General features: G+C 62.4%; 10 protein-coding genes and 1 pseudogene. 8 read left to right on the forward strand and 3 right to left on the reverse strand.

Annotated elements, in window-relative coordinates:
• Positions 1 to 60: 60 nt before the first annotated feature.
• Positions 61 to 12,558: a filamentous haemagglutinin family protein gene (locus QMK55_RS25655; RefSeq protein ID WP_320328066.1), complete on the forward strand. Its 12,498-nt coding sequence runs from the start codon at positions 61 to 63 to the stop codon at positions 12,556 to 12,558.
• Between the two features lie 63 nt (positions 12,559 to 12,621).
• On the opposite strand, the pseudogene QMK55_RS25660 reads toward QMK55_RS25655, so the two are convergent.
• The 3 genes and pseudogenes from QMK55_RS25660 to QMK55_RS25670 all read right to left on the reverse strand — a co-directional run bounded on the left by QMK55_RS25660 (position 12,622) and on the right by QMK55_RS25670 (position 14,288).
• Positions 12,622 to 12,890, reverse strand: a pseudogene (locus QMK55_RS25660) (type II toxin-antitoxin system RelE/ParE family toxin).
• Positions 12,880 to 13,071, reverse strand: a complete 192-nt coding sequence (locus tag QMK55_RS25665; protein WP_102358204.1) for an antitoxin — start codon at positions 13,069 to 13,071, stop codon at positions 12,880 to 12,882. Before QMK55_RS25665 ends, QMK55_RS25660 begins: the two are co-directional and overlap by 11 nt.
• 269 nt (positions 13,072 to 13,340) lie before the next feature.
• On the reverse strand, positions 13,341 to 14,288 hold the full coding sequence (locus tag QMK55_RS25670) for a transporter (RefSeq protein WP_102358203.1): 948 nt from the start codon (positions 14,286 to 14,288) through the stop codon (positions 13,341 to 13,343).
• A gap of 211 nt (positions 14,289 to 14,499) precedes the next feature.
• Here QMK55_RS25670 and QMK55_RS25675 point away from each other — a divergent pair, with 211 nt between their 5' ends.
• The 7 genes from QMK55_RS25675 to QMK55_RS25705 all read left to right on the forward strand — a co-directional run bounded on the left by QMK55_RS25675 (position 14,500) and on the right by QMK55_RS25705 (position 22,442).
• Positions 14,500 to 15,597 carry an AraC family transcriptional regulator gene (locus QMK55_RS25675; protein ID WP_102358201.1) on the forward strand — a complete coding sequence of 366 codons (1,098 nt, stop codon included), beginning with the start codon at positions 14,500 to 14,502 and terminating at the stop codon, positions 15,595 to 15,597.
• A gap of 171 nt (positions 15,598 to 15,768) precedes the next feature.
• A complete protein-coding gene (locus QMK55_RS25680; protein ID WP_102358200.1) occupies positions 15,769 to 16,656 on the forward strand; it encodes a Dyp-type peroxidase in 888 nt (295 codons plus the stop codon).
• 29 nt (positions 16,657 to 16,685) lie between these two features.
• A complete protein-coding gene (locus QMK55_RS25685; RefSeq protein WP_102358198.1) occupies positions 16,686 to 17,654 on the forward strand; it encodes a Gfo/Idh/MocA family protein in 969 nt (322 codons plus the stop codon).
• Positions 17,655 to 17,987: 333 nt separating this feature from the next.
• Entirely contained in the window at positions 17,988 to 18,740 is a 753-nt protein-coding gene (locus tag QMK55_RS25690) for a GntR family transcriptional regulator (RefSeq protein WP_102358197.1), read from the forward strand.
• Positions 18,737 to 20,467 (forward strand): fumarate reductase/succinate dehydrogenase flavoprotein subunit, encoded by a 1,731-nt coding sequence (locus tag QMK55_RS25695; protein WP_320328067.1) that lies wholly within the window; start codon positions 18,737 to 18,739, stop codon positions 20,465 to 20,467. The genes QMK55_RS25690 and QMK55_RS25695 overlap by 4 nt, the downstream gene beginning before the upstream one ends.
• Before the next feature lie 27 nt (positions 20,468 to 20,494).
• Entirely contained in the window at positions 20,495 to 20,740 is a 246-nt protein-coding gene (locus tag QMK55_RS25700; protein WP_003225615.1) for a ferredoxin family protein, read from the forward strand.
• 298 nt (positions 20,741 to 21,038) lie between these two features.
• Positions 21,039 to 22,442, forward strand: coding sequence for an ABC transporter substrate-binding protein (locus QMK55_RS25705; RefSeq protein WP_102358192.1), 1,404 nt, complete (start codon positions 21,039 to 21,041; stop codon positions 22,440 to 22,442).
• The last annotated feature ends 65 nt before the right edge of the window (positions 22,443 to 22,507 follow it).

A 22,507-nucleotide genomic window follows, 5' to 3' on the forward strand; every position in this document is an offset into this window, starting at 1 on the left:
CGCCTATGTCCTAACAGCAGGTGGTTGCCGACCTGCGGCAATCAAAAGGATCTCGTAGTGATGCTTGCTCGCCCATCCCGTCGTCGTACCCACGTCCAGTCCTTCAAGCGTGATGCCGTGGACCCGGCCATGTGGCTGCTCAAGCCGTTGGCCCAGGCGGTGGCGTTGTGTCTGGTGGCGGGCAGTGCGCACGCGCAAACCGCGTTCAGTTCGGGCTGGTTTGCCGCCAAGGGCGCCGCACAACAGGCTGCCGCGGCAAGGCCAAGTACGGGCGGGTTGCCGGGCATGACGCCGCCATTGGCGCAACAGCAGAAAGCCAATCAGCAACTGCAACGCTCGATTCAGACGTTGAACAACACCGTGGCCGCGATTGCTGCGCAACAGGCGGCGCAGGCTGCCGGGCGGGCGTCAGCGTTGGGCACCGTGCAGTTTGTGCCGGACGGTCTGGGCGAGGGCGGCCTGAAGGTCGATAACAGCCTGGCGCAGGGCTGGCAGCACGCCAAAGGCCCGCAGCAGACCCAGATCGATGGCAAGACCACGGTGAAGATCGAGCAGACCGCCGACAAGGCGATTCTCAACTGGGAAACCTTCAACGTTGGCCGCAACACCACGGTCGAATTCGCCCAGCAATCCAACTGGGCCGTGCTCAACCGGGTCAATGATCCGAATGCGCGCGCCAGTCAGATTCAGGGCCAGATCAAGGGCGACGGCACGGTGATGCTGATCAACCGCAACGGCATCGTGTTCAGCGGCACCAGCCAGGTCAATGTGCGCAATCTGGTCGCGGCGGCCGCCAACATCACCGACATTCAGTTCCGCGATCGTGGCCTGTACTTCGACAGCACCGGCAGCCAACCGACGTTCACCGACGCCGCCGGCAAGGTGCTGGTGGAGCGCGGCGCCTCGATTGCAACGCACAAGCCGGCAACCTCCACCGACGCCGGGGGTTATGCCTTGCTGCTCGGCAACGAGGTGCAGAACGACGGCAGTATCAACACCGCCAAGGGCCAGACTGTGCTCGGCGCCGGTGATCGTTTCTATATCCGCAAAGGTTCGGGCACCGAGGGCAACGGCTTCTCCACGACGTTCGGCAGCGAAGTCATTCCCGGCTTCAAGGCGGGTAGCGGTGCCGGCAAGGTGAGCAACAGCGGTTTGATTCAGGCCGCCACCGGCGACATCACGCTGACCGGTCATGATGTGCAGCAGAACGGGGTACTGCTGAGCAGCACTTCGGTGGCCACACGCGGCACGATTCACATATTGAACCCGGCCACAGACACCAGTGGCAGCGTTACGTTGAGCCAGGGCAGCGCCACGGCAATCATGCTCGACAGTAGCGATCTGACGGCGCTCGACAGTCAGCACAAAGCCGCGCTGACCGGTGTGAATGCCAACAACAAGGTGCGCGGCGACCAGTCGCGAGTCGAGATTCAGAGCGGCGGCAGCGTCGAATTCCAGAGCGGTTCGATCACCCTCGCCACCGGCGGCCAGGTCGCGGTGACGGCGGGGCGGCGCAGTCTGGTACGCGACGGCGCGATGATCGATGTCTCGGGGGCCATCGGCGTCAAGGTCGCGATGGAATCCAACAACATCAAGATCAACGTGCAAGGCAACGAGCAGCGCGATGCGTCGGTCAACCGCGACAAAGGCGCGCTCAACAGCAATGACGTCTGGGTTGATGTGCGTGATTTGGTGTATGTGCCGGCCGGCACCCATGGCTATGCCACGGATCGCTGGTACACCGCCGGTGGTTTGCTGGAAGTCGGCGGCTATCTCGGCACGCAGGGCCACAGCGTCGGCGAGTGGATGGCGCAGGGCGGGAGGGTCAGTTTTGCCGGGAACGATGTCGTCACCGAGAAAGGCTCGTTGATCAACCTGTCCGGCGGCACGCTGGATGTACAAAGCGGCGAGATTCGACAGAGCTGGCTGCGCGGCGCCGATGGTCATCTTTATGAAGTTTCAAGAGCGCCGGGCGACATGCTCTACACCGGCTTGTACAAGGGCTATGAGGACAGCAGCGAGCGTTGGGGCCAGACGAATTATTACTACACCCCGCTGATCGCCCCGAGCACACGTGTCGAGTCGGGCTACACCGTGGGCCGCGATGCCGGGCAACTGGTGATCGCGACCAGCAACGCGGTGCTCAACGGGCAGATGCTGGGCGAAGCGTATCAGGGGGAGCGTCAGACCCAGACGCCACGTGCAGCGGTGGACGGTTATGAGCAGAGCCAGACTGCAGTAGCACGGCGCGCGCAACTGATCGTCGGCAGTTATGACCCGGCCTATGTCGCCTCGGCGGGCGGCTTGTTGTATGGCCTCAACCCGACATTTGATCAGGTGCGGATTGGCGGCGAGAAACCGCTTGATGGCAATGATCAGAGCCTGCTCGCGGCCGTCTCCGAAGCGCGCAAGGGCAAGCTGTTTCTCGATGCCGGTCAGCTCAACGGATTCACGTTGGGCGCGTTGAAAGTAGCGGCCAGTAATGTGATCAGCGTAAACGAGGCGCTCAAGGTCGATACCGGGGGCGACATCACGCTTTACGGGCCGGAGGTGCAGGTCAATGCCGATCTCACGGTCCGCGGCGGCAGTGTGCGTTTGGGCAATGTGCTCAATCAGTTGCAGGTCAACAAGGTCACCGACAGCAGAATTCCGGCCGCGACGGGGCACGCCACCCGCGTCACCGTGGCGCAAGGTGTGCAACTGGATACCCGTGGCCTGTGGAGCAATCTGGGCACCAACCCGGACGACAGCAAGGCGCTTGCCTATTTGAACGGCGGCCTGATTTCGATCCGCAGCAGCGGCGATATCGACGTCCAGGCCGGGAGCGTGCTGGATGTTTCTTCGGGTGCGGCAGTGCTGGCGAGCGGCAAGACCCGCGGCGGCAAGGGCGGCAGCGTAACGCTGGAGTCCAGCGCCATCACCGCGACAGGCAATTCGCAGCTCATTCTGGACGCCGATGTGCGGGGTTACGGTGTCACCGGCGGTGGCACGCTGTCGGTCCAGGCCAACAAGGTACTGATCGGCGCGACCGATGAGGGGCTGGCCGAGCGTACTTTGCAACTGGCACCGAACCTGTTCAGCAAGGGCTTCTCGGCGTACAGCATCACCGGCCTGAACGGCCTGGAGGTGGCTGACAACAGCGTGATCGACGTCACCATGCCGGTTTATCGATTCGCTGAAGCCGCGCCGAGTCAGGCCAGTGGAGCCGATCCGCAGGCTGCGCTGCAGGTGTGGACACCAACGCTGTTTCAGGAAAACCCGACCAAGGCGGTGTTGACCCAACGTGGCGGCGCCAGCCTGTCGTTGCAGGCCGGCTCGAGCAGTGCCGGCCTGATCGATCCGCTCAACACGGCGCTGACGCTCGGGGCGGGTTCACGCATCAGTGTCGACCCGGGGCAGCGAATCGGCCTGCGCGGGCCGGGTCAAATCACGCTGAACGGCGAGCTGAACGCCTGGGGCGGCACTATCGATATTCGCCAGCAGCAGTTCGGTTCGAGCGATCCTGCCGAGAACGTGCAGGAGGCTGCCAACCAGGCGCACAACCGTTCGATCTGGATCGGCGAACACGCCGTGCTGGATGTGGCCGCTCGCGCGACCACCGCCGTCGATGCGCTGGGCCGGGTCTACGGCCAGGTCGGCAAGGGCGGCAGTATTGTCATTGGCGGTGAAATCGACGCGAAGAAGGCCACCGCCACGTCTGCCGACGCTTATGTGATCGTGCGCCACGGCGCGCGTCTTGATGCGTCCGGTGCTCAAGCCGTGCTGGATATCGCCGGGCAGGGGCCGACCACGGTTGCCACTGACGGCGGGAAGATTTCCCTGAGTGCCTACAACGGCCTGTTTATTGAGGGCAGTCTGCAGGCGGCTGCCGGAGGTGCAGGGGCGGCCGGTGGTCGACTGGACATCGCCCTGGAAACGCCGATCTACAACCCGACGCTGGCCAGCAATGATGTGCGCTTGCCCAGAGAACTGATCATTGGCCAGGGGCAGGGCGAATCGCGCTTGCCAACTGACCTTGAGCCGGGTGATTCGAATCAACAGTTGGTCTACGGCCGCACACGGCTGAGTGCCGACACCTTGATGAGCGGTGGTTTCGATCATCTGGGCCTGTTGAGCAATGGTCTGATTTCATTCGACGGCGATGTCGACCTGCATCTGAATCAGAGCTTGAGCCTGTATGCCGGTGCCGTGTCACTGGCTGCGGACGCCAAGGACTCTGCGCGAATCCATCTGTCTGCGCCTTACCTGCGGATGCTGGGCACGGGCCTCTACTACAGCTCCAATGCGGTGATACGGCCAAGGGTCATGAACGCGCCGACACCGAACCTGTCGGCGGCGCAGTTCAGTACCACCTCTGACTTGCTGGACATTGGCAACAGCCTGTCATTCGGTACCTTGGGGACGATCGCGCAACTCGACGCACCGGCCCTGCGGGTCGGTCGGCGTGGCTTCGCGCAGGTCTCCCTCGCCAGTTCGGGCGACATGCGTTTTCTCGCATCCGCCATCGGGCCACTTTCCGACCTTTGGGCCGCAGGCGACTTGAACCTCAGTGCGGCACAGATCTATCCGGTGACCGGGGCGAGTGCCAGGGTGCGTGCCGGCTTTCAGCAGGAGACGGCCCCCTCTGAGGGTACCTTGCGCATTCTCGCCAACGGCGCGGCGCCCAACGCGTTGCCCTATTCGGTGTTCGGCAACCTGACGCTGGCTGCCAGCCGCATCGAACAAGGCGGGGTGTTGCGGGCACCACTGGGTTCGATCACGCTGGGTGAGAACACCCAATCGGTGCTGGCCCGAGACGTTCAGTTGTTGCCGGGCAGTCTTACGTCTGTCAGTGCGGCCGGGCTGGTCATGCCCTACGGCGGCACGACCGATGGCATCGACTATCGCTATAACGGCAACTCGGTATCGCTCAAAGGCATCGTGGGGGCTTCGACCGGCGTGACCTTGTTGTCGCAGTACATCGATGTGGCGCAAGGGGCCTTGATCGACCTCTCGGGTGGTGGCGACTTGCGTGGCGCCGGTTTCATCTCCGGCCGTGGCGGCTCTACCGATGCGCGGTTCAATCCGTTGGTGCGCAATGCCAATGACGGCACTTTCAGCCTGCCGGGGCTGGCCAGCAATCCGGTTTACGCCATCGTGCCGGGCAATCAGAGTGTTTATGCGCCGGTGCTTGCCGAGGCGGGCGCGGTCGATCCGCGTATCGGCCAGCAAATCACCATCGGCGCCGGTGTGCCGGGTCTGGCGGCCGGTACGTATACGTTGCTGCCATCGACCTTCGCGCTGTTGCCGGGTGCATTGCGCGTCGAGGTCAACGGGCAGGCCCTGGCGGGTGCCACCCATGGCGCCTTGCCACTGCGCAACGGCTCATGGGCCGCCAGCGGGCAGATGTCGATTGCCAATACCGGTGTGCGCGACAGTCTTTCCAGCGCGCTGATTCTGACCTCGGCCGATGTTCTGCGGCGTTATTCGCAATACAACGAAACCGGCTTCACCCAGTTCATCAAAAATGACGCCATGCGCCTGGGTGTGTCACGCGCGCTGGCGCCGATGGATGGCAAGTTGCTGGAGCTGCGTTTCAATAGCGGCGAGGGCCGTGACATTGCCCTGGACTTCAATGGACAGGTGCTGTTCAAACCGAGCGAAGGCGGTGTGGCGGGCACCGCAGTCATTGACTCGGTCGACGGCAACATCGAGGTGCTGGGGGCCGGTCGACAGCGCACGCAGGACTTCAGCGGCATCTCGTTGTACGCCGACAGCCTGAATCGCATGAGTGCCGGGAGGCTGGCCATTGGCGCCATGCCTACGGTGGAATACGGCAGTGGCGGCAATATTGTCGCCTTCGCCGACAACATCAGTTCCGACAACATCGTTTTGCGTGAAGGTGCCGTGCTTTCAGCGCCAGAGGTGGTGCTGCGAAGCCGTAAAACCAACGGTGGCATCACCCTTGAGGCGAACTCGGGAATCAATACGCTGGGACGCGGCGCGGCCCCATTCGACTCGACCGGCGGCTTTGTCTACAGCCCAGGCCAGGCCAGCCTGCTGCTGGTCTCCAATGGCTGGACCAATGTGCTGGCGCCCGCGAAGGCCGTCGGTCTCGATGGCGCCGGCAGTATCCGCATCGGCGTCTGCGCGCTTGCAGCGTGCACGGCCCCGACGACCCTTTACTCCAGTGGCAGCATCACTGCCGCAACCGACAACCAGTTTGAGTTGAGCGACGCGGTGCGTTTCGGAACGCGGCATCTGTCGTTGGCGGTGGGGGCGATCAATGTTGGCGATACCCAGGTGCTGGCGGGCGCAGAGGGGCGCGTGCCCGTCGGCCTCACGCTGAGCCAGAACGTGCTCGAACGGCTGCTGCAGGGTGACACGCAATTCGGTGCTCCCGCGCTGGAGTCGCTGAATCTGACAGCCCGTGAATCCTTCAATTTCTTCGGCAGTGTGTCGCTCGATACGCTGGACCCGCTGACCGGTCGCAGCAAATTGCAGAACCTGATCCTGACAACGCCGGCCATCTATGGTCAGGGTGACGCTCAGGATGTGGCAACCATCCGCACCGCCAACCTGATCTGGAACGGCGCCCCGCAAGAGCCGGGTGCAGTGGTCAAGGGTGGGGCCGGCGCGGGGCGCGGGACGCTGGACATTCAGGCGCAGCGCATCGAGTTGGGTTACGGGCCGAATCCACAACCCAGCGGCCTCGATCAGAACGACCGTCTGGCCTTGGGTTTCGCCAACGTCAACCTGACGGCGAGCGAACGCATCACCGCCAACCACAAGGGCAGTCTTGCGGTGTACCAGGAGCAGGGCGCGTATGACCCGGTCAAGGGTTACGCCTACAGCGGCGGCAACCTGAATTTGCGTACGCCGTTGCTGACCGGTGAAGCCGCATCGGTCACCGTGTTGAAGGCGGGCAACAATCTGCTGCTGTCGGGCGCTGCCGGTGCGGTAAAGGCTGATGCCCTGGGGGCGGAACTGAACCTTGAAGCGGACAATGTCGTGCTCGATGGGCGGATTGCCCTGGCCAGCGGAAAACTGGCAGTCAAGGCCGAGAATGACGTGACCCTGACGGGTAACGCGCAACTGGATCTGGCCGGGCGCACCCTGCCGTTCAACGATGTGAACAAATACAGCTGGGGCGGGGATGTGTCGCTCTTCAGCCACAAAGGCAATATTCGCCAGGCCGCCGGATCGCGAATCGACCTGTCGGCGCAAAACAACCAGGCTGGCAATCTCAGTGCTGTGGCATTGGCGGCGAATGCCGGGGTGGTTGATCTGCAAGGCGCCATCCTCGGTGCGAGCAGCGGCTATTACGATGCCGGCGGCACCTTGGTGCCGTACAAGGCCGGTGGCGTGGACATCCGCGCGCAACAGCTGGGCGCTGACTTGAATCAACAGTTCGCCGCGCTCAACCAGCGTTTGAACGCCGGGCAGGTGTTCGGCAGCCGCAGCTTCCAGTTCAAACAGGGCGATCTGCTGATCGGTGACGGGCTCAAGGCCGGCGAAGTCAACGTGTCGGTGGACAACGGTAGCCTCACCGTTGCAGGCCTTGTCGACGCCAGTGGCGAGCGGGTCGGCAGCATTCGCCTGGCCGGCAAAAACGCTCTGACGCTCGCCGGCAATGCCGTGCTCGATGCCCATGGTCGTGTGCTGCGAATCGATAGTTACGGCAAGATCATTGACGCACCGAACCGCGCCATGGTCGAGCTCAACTCCGGTGATGGCCTGCTCACGCTGGCCTCCGGTGCACGGATTGATTTGCGCCATGGCACCGCTGCAGTCAACGGCGAACTACCGGGGCAGAATGACGGGCTGCAACGCGGCACGCTGGAGTTGAACGCGCCTCGACTGGGCGTTGGCGATATCGCTATCGATGCCAGCGGTGCTTTGAACATTCAGGGGGCACGCGCCATCGGCCTCAACGGTATGCGCCGTTACACCGATGCCCGTGATGGTGTCGATCCGACTGCCAGTGACCGTCCGTATCAGGTGATCGATCAGGCCATGTTCGATCGCATCGACGGTGATAGCAGCGCGTTCATCGACGCGGCGCTGGTCAACCATGATCTGCTGCAGCGCAAGCTGGCTGGCCTCAACAATGCCTCTTACGCTGACGCTTTCCATCTGCGCCCAGGCGTGGAAATCGCCAGCAGGACGGTCGATGGTGACCTGGTGGTGGAGGGCGATATCGACTTGTCCCGTTACCGCTACGCCAGCCTCAACCCGCATTCGCAAAAGACTGCGGTCTATGGCTCAGGCGAGTCCGGTAGCCTGGTGATGCGTGCCGGCGGCAACCTGGATATCTACGGCAGCCTCAACGACGGTTTCGCACCCCCACCGGAAACGGTCGACGATGCCGGCTGGAAACTGCTGCCGGGTGTACAGCCGTTTGGCGGCGACCTGATTGTGCCCGGCGCGGGTGTGACGCTGGCTGAAGGTACGCTGTTTCCAGCGGGCACCACGCTCAATTACGACTTGCCGATTCAAGCGACCACCCTGGCCAGCGGCACCTTACTGCCAACCGAGGGCGTGCTGGTCAACGACTATCTGATGAATGCTGGCACGGTGTTGTCGGGCGCCATTCATGATGCCTCGGGCACGCTGTTGTACGCCGCCGGCACGTTGCTCAACGACAGCGTGACGTTGCCGGCAGGCAGTCGCCTGGGGGCAGGCATTCGGTTGAACGATGCCACCCGCCTGCAAGCCATGCTCTGGCCCAAAGACGTACCCCTGCCGCGTGCAACCGGCGCCGATAACAACGCCGTGGGCGTGAAATTGAGGGGCACACTGGCGTTGCTGCGCGGTTCGCTGATCCCGTCCATGACCGACGTTGTACTGGCCGACGGCACAGAGTTCATTGAGTTGCGCGGTTACACCAACACCACGCAACAGGGCCGCAACTGGGCCGTGGCGAGCATGCTGGCGCCGGGCAGTTCTTCGTGGTCGATGCGCGTAGTGGCCGGGGCCGACCTTGACGCTGCCGACAGCCGTGCGCTGAAGCCACTGACTGCGGACGGCAACCTGCGTCTGGCCGATACCCATTACGGCCTGAAAGTGACCGAGAAGAAGCTCGACACCAAGTGGGCGCAAGGCAACGCCCTCAACCGTCCGGCCGGCGAGGTCGTAGCGGATGCGGACCTGCATCTTTGCGATGAAAACCCGGGGGCCTGTGTCGCGCCAGCCAAGTTCCTGTGGGCAGAAGGCAACTGGTTGGGCATGGAACCGGGTACACCGATCAGTGAAGAGGACCTGTACTGGTGTGACATTGATCCGGGCGGCTGTATGCCGAACAAGGGCGGCATTGCCGTCACCACCCACTCGCAAATGTTCAGCGTGCTGCGCACCGGTACCGGTGATCTCGATCTGTTGGCGGCCGGGAATCTGAGCATGCAGTCACCTTTCGGCGTGTACACGGCCGGCACTCAGTCCAGCGATATTGATCCGCGCCATAACCAGTCTCGTGGACGTCTGAGCGACGATGGCTCGGTGCTTGGCAGCAAAGGCGCCGACTATGAAAAATGGGTCAATGGCGGGACTGAAAGCCTTTATCAGGCCTGGTACCCGACGCTGGGCGGCAACCTGACGCTCAGTGCCGGCGGCTCGGTATCAGGCGATACGGTCGGACGGCGAGGGTTGAGCAATTCCGCCGTCTATCGAGAGCAGGTTGCCAGTGCGTCGGTGGGCAACTGGCTCTGGCGTCAGGGCACGGGTAACAGCGATGTACCGACGGCGTGGTGGATCAACTTCGGCAGTTATGCCACCCAGCCGTTGCCGGATCAAAGCGTCGACAACGGACCTTATCTGGTGGGTTTCACCGGTTTCGGCACCTTGGGCGGCGGCAACGTCAACCTGCGTGCCGGTAGCGATGCGGGCATGCTCAAGCCTTTGGGCGACCGCCAGAACAATCCACGCAGCCAGGGCCTGATCGTGGCAGTGGGCAGCACCGGCCGCGTCGGCAGTGACGGCAGCCTGCAACTGACCGGTGGTGGCGACATGGACATCCGCATCGGCGGTACGCTCAATCCGTCATTGCTGGCGCGCGCCGGGGACAGCGGCGTCGCAGCACCGCGCCACGATTTGCAGGGTGCCTTGGTCAATCTGCGCGGCGCGGCGCAATTGTCAGGTGGCGCGCTGGGTGCAATCAATCTGCAGTACGGTGCGGCGGCTGCCTTTCAGGATCCGCGTGAAACCCGCGCCTTTGACCCGTTTACCTCGACGCTGGGCAGTGCTTCCGGTGGTCTGGTGTTGATTCCCGGCGACTCGGGCATGCGCCTGAGTACCCGCGGCGATCTGGTGCTGGGCGGAGCGGCCGATCCAGGCCGGGTACGGTTGCAGAATTCCTCGGCGTTTACCGATGCCGAGGGCGTCCTTCACGCCGGCGGCGGCTTGACGGGCTTCTCCTTGTGGACGGATCACACCGCCATTGATCTGTTCTCGGCGGGGGGTAATCTGACGCCAAGTACGCAGTTGGCCGAGACCAACACGCAGGGGCCGGTGCCAGGCCTCAATTCCTCGCCGACCGACGGGCGATTTGTCTATCCGTCGGTGTTGCGTGCGGTTGCCGCTCAAGGCTCAATCTATGCCGGTCTGTCGGCGGCTTACAAAGACCCAGGCGATGCTGCCGCCCCCACGTACTCGCTGTTGTTGGCGCCTTCCAGCGCCGGGCAACTGGAAATGCTCGCCGGCGATTCGATCTATGCCGGCGGTTACGCGATCAACCAGTCCGGCGCCAACCTGTCGAGTATCGCCACGCCGTTCGCGCCAGCGTTCACCGGTTATGCGCAATACAACGCCAGCAGACCGCTGAAGAGCAATTACAGCGACGATGGCGTGGCACCGGCGGTGAACTCGCGTTATCCATTGTTCGCTTTCGGCGCAGACACTTATTCGGGAACCAGCGGTGTGCAGGCGCCGGCACGTTTTTACGCCTTGAGCGGTGATCTGGTGGGCGTTCGTAGCGGCGAAACCCTGTACTTCGAAACCTCGCTGCGCACCTGGTATGAAGCCGCGGCGCCGGTCTGGATGCTGGCAGGGCGCGACATTGTGGCGTCTGGCTCCAATCTGGGCCAGTCGACCAGGGCGCCGCAGCCAATGGGCTGGAATAACGAGGCGATCAGCTCTTCAGGCAATCTCTTCATTCACAACGACCCACGCGATGTCTCGCGGGTTTCGGCCGGTCGCGACATCCTTTACAGCAGCTTCGACATCGCCGGCCCCGGCCTGCTGGACATCAATGCCGGGCGCAACATTCTGCTGGAGGACCGTGCCGGTATCACCAGCCTCGGGTCGATCGTGGCTGGGGACAGGCAACCAGGTGCCAGTGTGGTGCTGCAAGCGGGAGCGGGCGCGCAAGGCCCGGATTACTCGCGATTCATCGCGCGGTATCTGAGCCCGCAGAACCTTGCCAGGCCTGACGCGGCGCTCAGTGATCAACCGGGCAAAGTGGTCAAGACCTACCTCGACGAATTGCAGAGTTGGCTGACCCTGGGTTATGGCTTCAGTGGCAGTGCAGAGCAGGCGCAAGCTTTTTTCGCTGCGCTGCCCAATACCGAGCAAGCCGTTTTTGCCCGGCAGGTGTACTTCGCCGAACTGCGCGCCGGGGGCCTGGAATACAACGATGCCGACGGCCCGCGCAAAGGCAGTTACCTGCGCGGTCGCAACGCCATTGCGGCGCTGTTCCCGACCACCGACGTGGCGGGCAATGCGATCCGCTACGACGGCGACATCACACTGTACGGCGGCGCCGGGGTCAAGACCCTGTTCGGCGGCGACATCCAGATGCTCACCCCGGGCGGCGGTCAGGTGTTCGGCATCGAAGGTGCGGCGCCGCCGTCCACAGCGGGGATCATCACCCAGGGCTCGGGCAACATTCAGCTCTATTCGCAGGGCAGCATTCTGCTCGGGCAGAGCCGGATCATGACCACCTTCGGTGGCTCGATCCTCGGCTGGTCGGCCGAAGGTGACATCAACGCCGGTCGCGGCTCGAAAACCACCGTGGTCTACACCCCGCCAAAACGCGTCTACGACACTTGGGGCAACGTCACGCTGTCGCCATCGGTGCCGAGCACCGGTGCCGGTATCGCCACGCTCAACCCGATTGCCGAAGTGGCACCGGGCGATATCGACCTGATCGCGCCGCTGGGCACCATCGATGCGGGCGAGGCGGGGATTCGTGTGTCGGGCAACGTCAACATTGCCGCGCTGACGGTGGTCAACGCTGCCAACATCGCGGTGCAAGGCAAGACCACTGGCGTGCCAATGGTGGCGGCAGTGAACACCGGGGCGATCACCTCGGCCAGTTCCGCTGCGTCTTCGGCGACCCAGGCCGCTGAGGATGTTGCACGTCAACAACAGGCAGCGGCGCGGCAGAACCAGGCGTCGGTGTTCACCGTGCAGGTGCTGAGTTTCGGCAACGAGCAACTGGCCCCTTCGCGCGATGGCGCCAGCCGTGCGCCGGCCGCCGGGTACAACCCGAACAGCCCGGTGCAAGTGCTGGGGGCGGGGGCGCTGGATGAACAGGCGAAACAGCAGTTGACCGAGGAGGAGCGCGGACAACTGACGCTGTAAAAGACTCTCGTGTAGTACTTTGGGCGGCCGGTGGTCGCCCTTTTTTTAGTAGGATGGAGAGCCTTAGGGATACGCTTGTCGAGCATGCAGAAGGTTCAGAATCTCGATGCAGTCGGTCACGCGATAAACCACAACGTAGTTGGGATGAACAACGATTTCCCGGGTACCGGCTACCCGACCGAATCTATAAAGGTAGGGATGTCGTGGAAGGGCTGAGGTAGCCGCTTCGATGGCTACGTTCAGTTGACTGGCCGCAAGGCGTTGCGGTCAGCGATGTAATTCAGGGTTTGCCAGAGTTGAGTGCGAGCTTCGGGTCGCCAGTCAACCCGCACTGTTTTTGTTGAGTTTCGATTCGATGAGGGCGCGCATCTCGGCCATCACCTGCTCGTGGGGGATGTTGGGGCGCGGATCATCCATCGAAGCCTGCACCTGGGCCCGGAACCAGCGATCATGGCTGGCGGCCTGCTCTGGGGTTTCGAAGTCTGAAACGATGGGGGAACGTTCGGCGCTCATAATGACCTCCATGATCAATCTGAAGCAGTCTAAGGGGGATGTGGCTCGCTGTCGTCACTGGCAAGACGAAGTGCCCAGTATCCCGAAGCGCTGGCGGGAAAGATGTCAGACGTTTCCGTGGGTCAGGTGGGCGTTTCACCGGATTCCGTAGGCTTCATCACATCTGTGGGAGCGAGCCTGCTCGCGAAGACGTCTGAACATTCAACTAATGTTGACCGACCAATCGTTATTGCGAGCAGGCTCACTCCTACAGGGGGTTGGGGCATATTTCAGAAGGCGTAAGGGATGCTGACCTTGGCCCAGAGCATGTCGCCCTCCGGCCGGTTCTCCACGTCAAACTCCCTGGCCCAGCGAATCTCCGCGCTGGCGTACTTGAGGAAGGTCAGGTGCAGCGCCGGACCAATCGCGAACACCTGGCCGCGTACGCCGTCGTCCACGTCCTGCCCGGCGAACTGCACGGTGTGGCCGTACTGTTTGTCGTCGGTGGTCTGCTTGAGGTAGTAGCCGTTGAGGCCGAGCATCAGGTCGTCGGTGATCTTGTAGCTGGCCGAATAATCGAAGTGGAAGATCTGCCCGGACTTGTAATCGGTGTCTTTGTTCTTCTCGTTGAAGCTGTAGGTGGTCTTCATCGACACTTCGGTCTTGTCGGTGGGCAGCCAGGTGAACGAGAACAGCGGCTTGTAGGTGTAGAAGTTGTTACTGGTGTTGGCCAGCCGATCGACGCTGTATTCGCCAGTGGGTACGGTGACTTCGAGGGCGGCGCCGAGGGTCAGGTTCTTGCCCATGTCCCACAGGATGATCGGCGCAAAAGTGGTATCACCCATGCCTTCGCGGGTATCGCTGAGGCCGTATACCGAGACTTCCTGCTTGAGCCAGGGCTGGGCGATGTAGCCGGCCAGACGTCCGCCGAACACCCGCACCGGGCTCAGGTAATCGAGGCGCGGGATCACCGCAGTGGACTCGATGTCGACATTCGGCACCTTGCCGCCAAACGAACTGATGTTGAGCTTCGTCGCCTTGTAATGGTTGTAGTAGAGGTTGAACGCGACCATGTTCTGCGGAAGGCTGTCGACCTCCAGTGGCAGTATGAAGAAGCCGTCGGTGCCGGTGCCGATGTTGTCGACGCCGGCTTCGGTGGCCAGGGCAGGCAACGTCAGGGTGCAACCCGCCGTGAAAAGGGCGAGCGGCAAGAAGGAGGTCGCACGGTTCGGGCTCATAACTGTCCTCATTATTATTGTGATTGGGACCTGGCACCGGTCGCATGGGGCGCCGGTACGATAGAAATAAGCGTTTGGCGCACATTGAGGCAGGGTATTGGCGGACATCGAGGGGGGCTTCTGCGGACAGCCCGCGTCCCCTGTGCTAACTTCCTTCGACATAACCGGTTACAAAAATAACAATCAAGCGTGATCCGGAATGTCAGCCCCCATGAACGTAAAAGTCCAAGACCCCACCTTCGAACTGGCGCTGGTGTCGCCGTTCCTCCTGCAAACCCTCGCCGAAGTCGTGCAGAACAAGGGCATCGACGCTGAAAGCCTGTGCCGTGGCCTGGGCTTCACGCTCGAGGATCTGCAGGACCCGGCGCAACGGATTTCCTATCGCCAGGCCGTGGCGATGATTCAGCGCGCGCTCAAGGTGCTGCCCAATCAGGGGCTCGGCCTGTGGGTCGGTGCACAGAATGTGTTGGGTACGCTGGGGTTGCTCGGGCATGTGTTGTCGCTGTGCAAGACCTTGCGCGATGCCTTTACGTTGGGGATTCGCCACCAGCACACCTCCGGCGGGATCGTGGTGTCGAGTGTCGACGTGGTGGGCGCACAGGTGCACCTCGATGCCGAGTGCCGCTTGCCGTTCGCCGAGGTGCAGGTGTTCGCGGTCGAGGAGTTTTTCGCCAGTCTGCTGGTGTACGGTCGGGCATTGGCCGGCAGCGAATTCAAGCCGATCGCCGTGGAGTTTGTGCACGCCGCGCCGGACTATCTGAGCGAATACCAGCGCTTGCTCGGGCCGGATGTGCGTTTCGGCTGCCTGCACAACCGCATGCTGATCGACGCGCAGTGGCTGGACGTGAACCTGCCCAATCATCATTCTCTGGCGCTGCGTCAGGCCGTTGCGTTGCTGGAGCTGGAAGCGGCGCAGGTGCACCAGAAACTCGATCTGATTCAGGCGGTGGAGCGGGCGATTGCCCGGGACCTGAGCCGGGGCAGCCATATCGAGAAGATCGCCGGTGACCTGAACATGAGTAGCCGCACCTTGCGCCGCCGCCTGACCGAGCACGCACTGACCTTCGAGGCATTACTGGAACAAGTGCGTCAGGCTCGGACGATGAGTCTGCTGGCCAATCCGGACATGCCGATCGAGCGCATCACCGAAGAGGTCGGCTACAGCGATGTGCGCAGCTTCCGTCGGGCGTTCAAGCGCTGGACGGGGATGAGCCCGAGCGCGTGGCGGTATGACACAAACCCTCACCCCAGCCCTCTCCCAGAGGGAGAGGGGGCCGACCGAGGTGTCTCGCGTCCTACATCGATCTGAAAGATTTTTGTCGATTATGGATTCGGTACATCATTTTCAAGTCGGCGTATCTCTACAGCTTCCCCCATTCAGTTCCCTCTCCCTCTGGGAGAGGGGCTTTTAGCATTCTCCAAACCCACACAAACCTTCCGGCTACAGGTAAACTCCCGCGCACTTTCCCAAGGAGTTCACATGAGTTACTACCAGCCGGGCATTCTCGCCACCCCCGTTCCTGCGCAAGCACGTCACCTGTTTTTCACCCTGGAGTCGGTAGAAGCACTGCCGCAGGCGATCGACAACCTGCTGAGCCTGGTGGACGGCAAGTCGGCGGTGGTCGGTTTCGGTGAATCCCTGGCCAAGGCCCTCAACGTGCAGATCGACGGCCTGCGCAGCTTCCCGGCCATGACCGGCGTCGGCGTGGAAAACCCCTCGACCCAGCACGCACTGTGGGTCTGGCTGCACGGTGTCGACCGTGGTGATCTGCTCAACCGCTGCAACGCCTTCGAAGCTGCGCTGGCCCCGGCCCTGCGCCTGGTGCAGGCTCAGGAAGCCTTCCGTCACAAGGACGGCCACGACCTGACCGGCTACGAAGACGGCACTGAAAACCCGCACGACGAAGCCGCCATTGCCGCTGCGTTGTTGGGTGAGGGCGCCGAAGGTCTGGTCGGCGGCAGCTTTGCCGCGATTCAGCAGTGGCAGCACGATCTCAAGGGTTTCCATAAGCTGTCCGCCGACGACAAGGACAACATCATGGGCCGTCGCCTGAGCGACAACGAAGAGATCGACGACGCGCCAGTCTCCGCCCACGTCAAACGCACCGCCCAGGAAAGCTTCGCCCCCGAAGCGTTCGTCGTGCGTCGTTCGATGCCGTGGATCGAAGGCGACCGCGCCGGCCTGATGTTCCTCGCCTTCGGTTTCTCGCTGGATGCTTTCGAAGCGCAACTGCGCCGCATGAGCGGTCTGGAAGACGGCATCACCGATGGCCTGTACCGCATCAGCCGGCCGATCACCGGCGGCTACTACTGGTGTCCGCCGCTCAAGGACGGCCACCTCGACCTGCGCGCCCTGCGCATCGGCTGAGGTTTATCAAACAAACGGAGGGGATGACCATGGGCGTGGTGCGTTGGGGCATGATTGGTTGCGGCAGCGTTGCCGAGCGCAAGAGCGGGCCGGCCTTCTACAAGGCGCCCGGCTCGGCGCTGGTGGCGGTGATGGGCCGGCGGCTCGAAGCGGTGAGCGATTACGCCACGCGCCATGGCATCGCCCGGGTCTACACCGACGTCGATGCATTGATCAACGACCCCGAGGTGGACGCGGTGTACATCGCCACGCCCCCCGACAGTCACCACACCTACAGCCTGAAGGTCGCTGCCGCCGGCAAGCATTGCTGTGTCGAGAAACCGATGGCGCTCAACGCCGGGCAAAGCCGCGAGATGCAGCAGGCGTTCGCCGATGCTGGTCTGCACTTGTTCGTCTCCTACTACCGCCGCTCGTTGCCGCGCTTTCAACAAGTGCGGCAATGGCTGGCGCTGGGCCGTATCGGTGAGGTGCGGCACCTGAGCTGGACGCTGACCAAGGCCCCCTCGGCAACGGATCTGGACGGCAGCGCCAATTGGCGCACCGACCCGCACGTAGCCGGCGGCGGTTACTTCGCCGATCTGGCCAGCCACGGTTTTGACCTGTTCCAGTACCTGCTCGGCGACATCGTTGAAGTCGTCGGTTTCACTGCGCGGCAGGCCGGTCTGTACGCCGCCGAGGATGCGGTCAGCGCCAGTTGGCGGTTTGGCTCTGGAGCGCTGGGCATGGGCTGCTGGAGCTTTGTTGCGGATCGGCGCGAGGATCGGGTCGAGATCATTGGCAGCCTCGGACGGATCAGTTTTTCCGTATTCGATGAACACCCGGTCGAGTTGCATGCCAACGAGCACATCAGCCTGAAAATCCCGCATCACGAACACATCCAGTGGCATCACGTGCTGGGCATGAATGCGCATATTCGGGGTGATTCGCAGCATCCGGCGCTGGCTGAGCAAGCCCTCAAAACCGACTGGGTCATGGACCAGATTCTCAAACGCCACTGATCCCCCAAGACCACAACACCATCTCCTAGTGGGAGGGGGCTTGCTCCCGAAGGGGCCGGCATTGCTGGCATTTCCATCGCCTGACACGCCGCCTTCGGGAGCAAGCCCCCTCCCACAGAGGATCTGTATTCCAGGCAGTTGCTGCACATTGCTGCAAGGTAACAAGACACACAGTGGACCTCTGATACACCATAAAACCCATGTGGGAGTGGGCTTGCTCCCAGGGAGATCGCATGTGTCATGTGTCTAAGGTTATGCCCAAACAATATTTCTCAAGCTCGTCATAACGTCTCTAAGATCACGTCATAACTCGTTATAACAAGTGATCCCGTGATGACCGATAACGTTCTCTCCCTGAGCAGTGTTCCATTGCACACCCAACTGCGCGACGTCCTGCGCGCCCGCATTCTCGACGGCGAATACCCGCAAGACAGCCAGATGCCCTCCGAAAGCGAACTCGGCGCGCTGTTCAAAGTCAGCCGCATCACCGTGCGCCAGGCACTGGGCGATCTGCAGAAAGAAGGCTTGATCTTCAAGATCCACGGCAAGGGCACCTTCGTCGCCAAGCCGAAAACCTTCCAGAACGTCAGCAGCCTGCAAGGCCTCGCCGAGTCCATGACCGGGCGGGGCTACGAGGTAATCAACCGCCTGCGCAGCTTCAAATTCATCCCCGCCGACAAACGTGTGGCCGAGCGCCTGCAAGTGGCTGAAGGCGAGACCGTGGCGCAGATCAAGCGCGTACGGCTGATCAACCGCGAGCCGATTTCGCTGGAAATCACCTACCTGCCCAAAGCCATCGGCGAGCGGCTGGAGAAGGCCGATCTGGTCACCCGCGACATTTTCCTGATCCTGGAAAACGACTGCGGCATCGCCCTCGGCCACGCGGATCTGGCGATCGATGCGGTACTCGCCGACAGCGACCTGACCCAGGCGCTGAACGTCGAGGCCGGCTCGCCGATCATGCGCATCGAACGCCTGACCCACGACGCCAACGGCCAGCCACTGGACTTCGAACACCTTTACTACCGTGGCGATGCGTTCCAGTACCGCCTGCGGATCGACCGGCAAAAAGGGGAGCAGGCATGACGCGCAGCACGTTGGAACAGGAATACGACATCGTCGTGATCGGCGGCGGCACGGCCGGCCCGATGGCGGCGATCAAGGCCAAAGAGCAGAACCGCGACTTGCGCGTGCTGCTGGTGGACAAGGCCAACGTCAAGCGCAGTGGCGCGATCAGCATGGGCATGGACGGCCTGAACAACGCGATCATCCCCGGGCATTCGACGCCTGAGCAGTACACCAAGGAAATCACCATCGCCAACGACGGCATCGTCAATCAAGCGGCCGTCTACGCCTATGCGACGCACAGTTTCGAAACCATCGAACAACTGGACCGCTGGGGTGTGAAGTTCGAGAAGGACGAAACCGGTGATTACGCTGTGAAAAAGGTCCACCACATGGGCGCCTACGTGCTGCCGATGCCGGAAGGGCACGACATCAAGAAGGTGCTTTACCGTCAGTTGAAACGTGCGCGGGTGAGCATCACCAATCGGCTTGTCTGCAGCCGTTTGCTGACCGACGAGGAGGGCGCCGTCAACGGTGTGATGGGCTTCGATTGCCGCACCGCTGATTTCCACGTGATCAAGGCCAAGGCGGTGATCCTGGCCTGTGGCGCGGCCGGTCGCCTGGGTCTGCCGTCCTCCGGCTACCTGATGGGCACCTACGAAAACCCGACCAATGCCGGCGACGGCTACGCGATGGCGTATCACGCCGGGGCCGAGCTGGCGAACCTCGAATGCTTCCAGATCAACCCGTTGATCAAGGATTACAACGGCCCTGCCTGCGCCTACGTCACCGGTCCGTTGGGCGGCTACACCGCCAACAACAAGGGCGAACGCTTCATCGAGTGCGATTACTGGAGCGGGCAGATGATGTGGGAGTTCCATCAGGAACTGGAAAGCGGCAACGGCCCGGTGTTCCTCAAACTTGATCACCTGGCCGAGGAAACCATCCAGAACATCGAGGAGATTCTGCACAGCAACGAACGCCCGAGTCGCGGCCAGTTCCACGCCAATCGTGGCACCGATTACCGCACGCAGATGGTCGAGATGCACATCTCGGAGATCGGTTTTTGCAGCGGCCACTCGGCGTCCGGGGTGTGGGTCAACGAGCGTGCCGAGACGTCGGTGAAAGGCTTGTACTCGGCGGGCGACATGGCTGCGGTGCCGCATAACTACATGCTCGGCGCGTTCACCTACGGCTGGTTTGCCGGGCACAACGCGGCGGAATTTGTCGCCGGGCGCGAGTTTTCCGCGCTCGACGCGGGGCAGATCGAAAAGGAAAAGGCCCGGGTCTACGCACCGCTGGACCGCAAACACGGCCTGCCGCCAGCGCAGGTCGAGTACAAGCTGCGGCGCTTCGTCAACGACTACCTGCAGCCGCCAAAAGTGACCAGAAAAATGCAGATCGGCCTGCAGCGCTTCAGCGACATCGAGCGCGACCTTGAGCAGATGAAAGCCAGCAACGCCCACGAACTGATGCGTGCGATGGAAACCAGCGTGATCCGCGACTGCGCCGAAATGGCCGCGCGTGCCTCGCTGTTCCGTGCCGAAAGCCGCTGGGGCTTGTACCACTACCGGGTCGATCACCCGCAGCGCAACGACAGCGAATGGTTCTGCCACTGCCATCTGAAGAAGGGTGAAGACGGCCAGATGACCAGTTTCAAGAAACCCGTCGAGCCTTACATCATCCCGCTCGATGCTGAAGAAATGCAGGCTTACGACCGCTTGCGGGTGGGCGCTTTCGCCGCTTGATACATCAATCATCAGAGAGCCCGAACCATGGCCTATCAAGCCCAGGAAATTTTTTTCCGCTCCAACGCCCCGGTCACCGTGGACGAGGACAAATGCATCGCCGAAAAGGGCTGCACCGTGTGTGTCGACGTCTGCCCGATGGACTTGCTGGCGATCAATCCGGCGACGCAGAAGGCTTATATGGCGTTCGACGAATGCTGGTACTGCATGCCGTGCGAGAAGGATTGCCCGACCGGCGCCGTCAAAGTCGACATCCCCTATCTCCTGCGTTGAAACCCGATCCACTGTGGGAGCGAGCCTGCTCGCGAATGCGGTGATCCAGCTAGCACATCGACACCTGACACACCGCTTTCGCGAGCAGGCTCGCTCCCACAGTGGATCGAGTTACTGCACAAATTGAATACGCCAGAAATCCTGTGGGAGCGAGCTTGCTCGCGAAGAGGCCACCCCAGACAACCCAAAGCCATCCGGAAACCCCGGACGCTGGATTCACCGAAAACCCCTCGTTTCCCACCGTGCCCTGATCGCGGCGGAGACGAACATCCAATAAATGATTCGAGGGGAAACAACCATGTTACGTGCAGCAATCGCCGGTCTGGTACTGGCTTCATTGACCTTGTCGGCCTCGGCCGAAACCATCCGCATCGCCATCGGCACCCAGGACACCACCATCAACTGCGCCGCTGGCGGGCTGTTGATTCGTGAACTCGGTCTGCTCGACAAATACCTGCCCCACGATGGCGCCTACAAAGACGCGAAATACGACGTGCAGTGGAAAAACTTCACCAGTGGCGCGCCGCTGACCAACGAAATGGTCGCCGGCAAACTCGACTTTGGCGCCATGGCCGATTTCCCCGGGGCGTTCAACGGTGTCGCGTTCGAGACTGCCGGCAAGCACAGCCTGTTTATCAGCGTGCTGTCGGGCAGCATCAAGGGCAGCGGCAACGGCATCGTCGTGCCGAGCGCGTCGGGCGTACAGTCGCTGAGCGAGCTCAAGGGCAAGACCATCTCGGTGCCATTCGCTTCGACGGCCCACGGCATGTTGCTGCGTGCCGTGGCCGAGCAGGGCTGGGACCCGCTCAAGGATGTGAACATCATCGCCCAGCCGCCGGAGGTTGCCGGCTCGGCGTTGCAGGCCGGCAAGATCGACGCCCACGCCGATTTCGTGCCGTTCGCCGAGCTGTTCCCGAGCCGTGGCTTCGCCCGCAAGATCTACGATGGCGCCCAGGCCAACGCACCGACCTTCCACGGCGCACTGGTCGATCAGGCCTACGCGAAACAGTACCCGGAAATCGTCGTCGCCTATCTACGGGCGAGCATCGAGGCCAATCAGTTACTGGCCGCCGAGCCTGAGAAGTACAGCGAGTTGATCGCCAAAGTCACCGGCGTCGATGCCGAGGTCAATTACCTGTTCCACGGCCCGCTCGGCGTGCAGACCCGCGACCTGAGCTGGAAGCCGGAATACCGCCAGGCGGTGGGCACCGCGATCGACACCCTGAAGTTGCTGAAGAAGGCTGATCGCGGCCTCGACCTGAATACCTTCATCGACGATCAGTACATCCGCGCCGCCTTCAAGGCCTCGAATCTGGACTACACCGCGCAACTCGCCAACTACGCGCAGACCCCACTGAAGGCCACGGATGCCGCGACTGGCAAAGCCATCACTGACTTCAGCCACGTCGCCGAAATCTGGGTGCGCGGCGAAGACAAGGTGCGCCAATACGCCTCCGCCGAATCGGCCTTCACCGCGCTCGCCGCGCTGAAGCAGGAAGGCAAAAACATCCGCGCGGTGTATGCGCAGGCCAGTGACAGCGGGATCAAGCTGCTCGCCGATCAGGCGTGGTTTGCCAGCGATGCAAAAGGGCGCCTGAGTGCCTTCCTGCTCAAGGGCCAGGCCCAGCAATTTGCCTCGACACAGGGTGGCAAGGTTTTCGATTTCACTGATGCCACTGCCCAAGCCGTCGCTGCCCGCTAATTGAAGATCAAAAGCCCCTCACCCTAGCCCTCTCCCAGAGGGAGAGGGGACTGACCGCGGTGTTT

The organism is Pseudomonas sp. P8_229 (genome assembly GCF_034008635.1).
In the GTDB taxonomy this organism is placed as follows: domain Bacteria; phylum Pseudomonadota; class Gammaproteobacteria; order Pseudomonadales; family Pseudomonadaceae; genus Aquipseudomonas.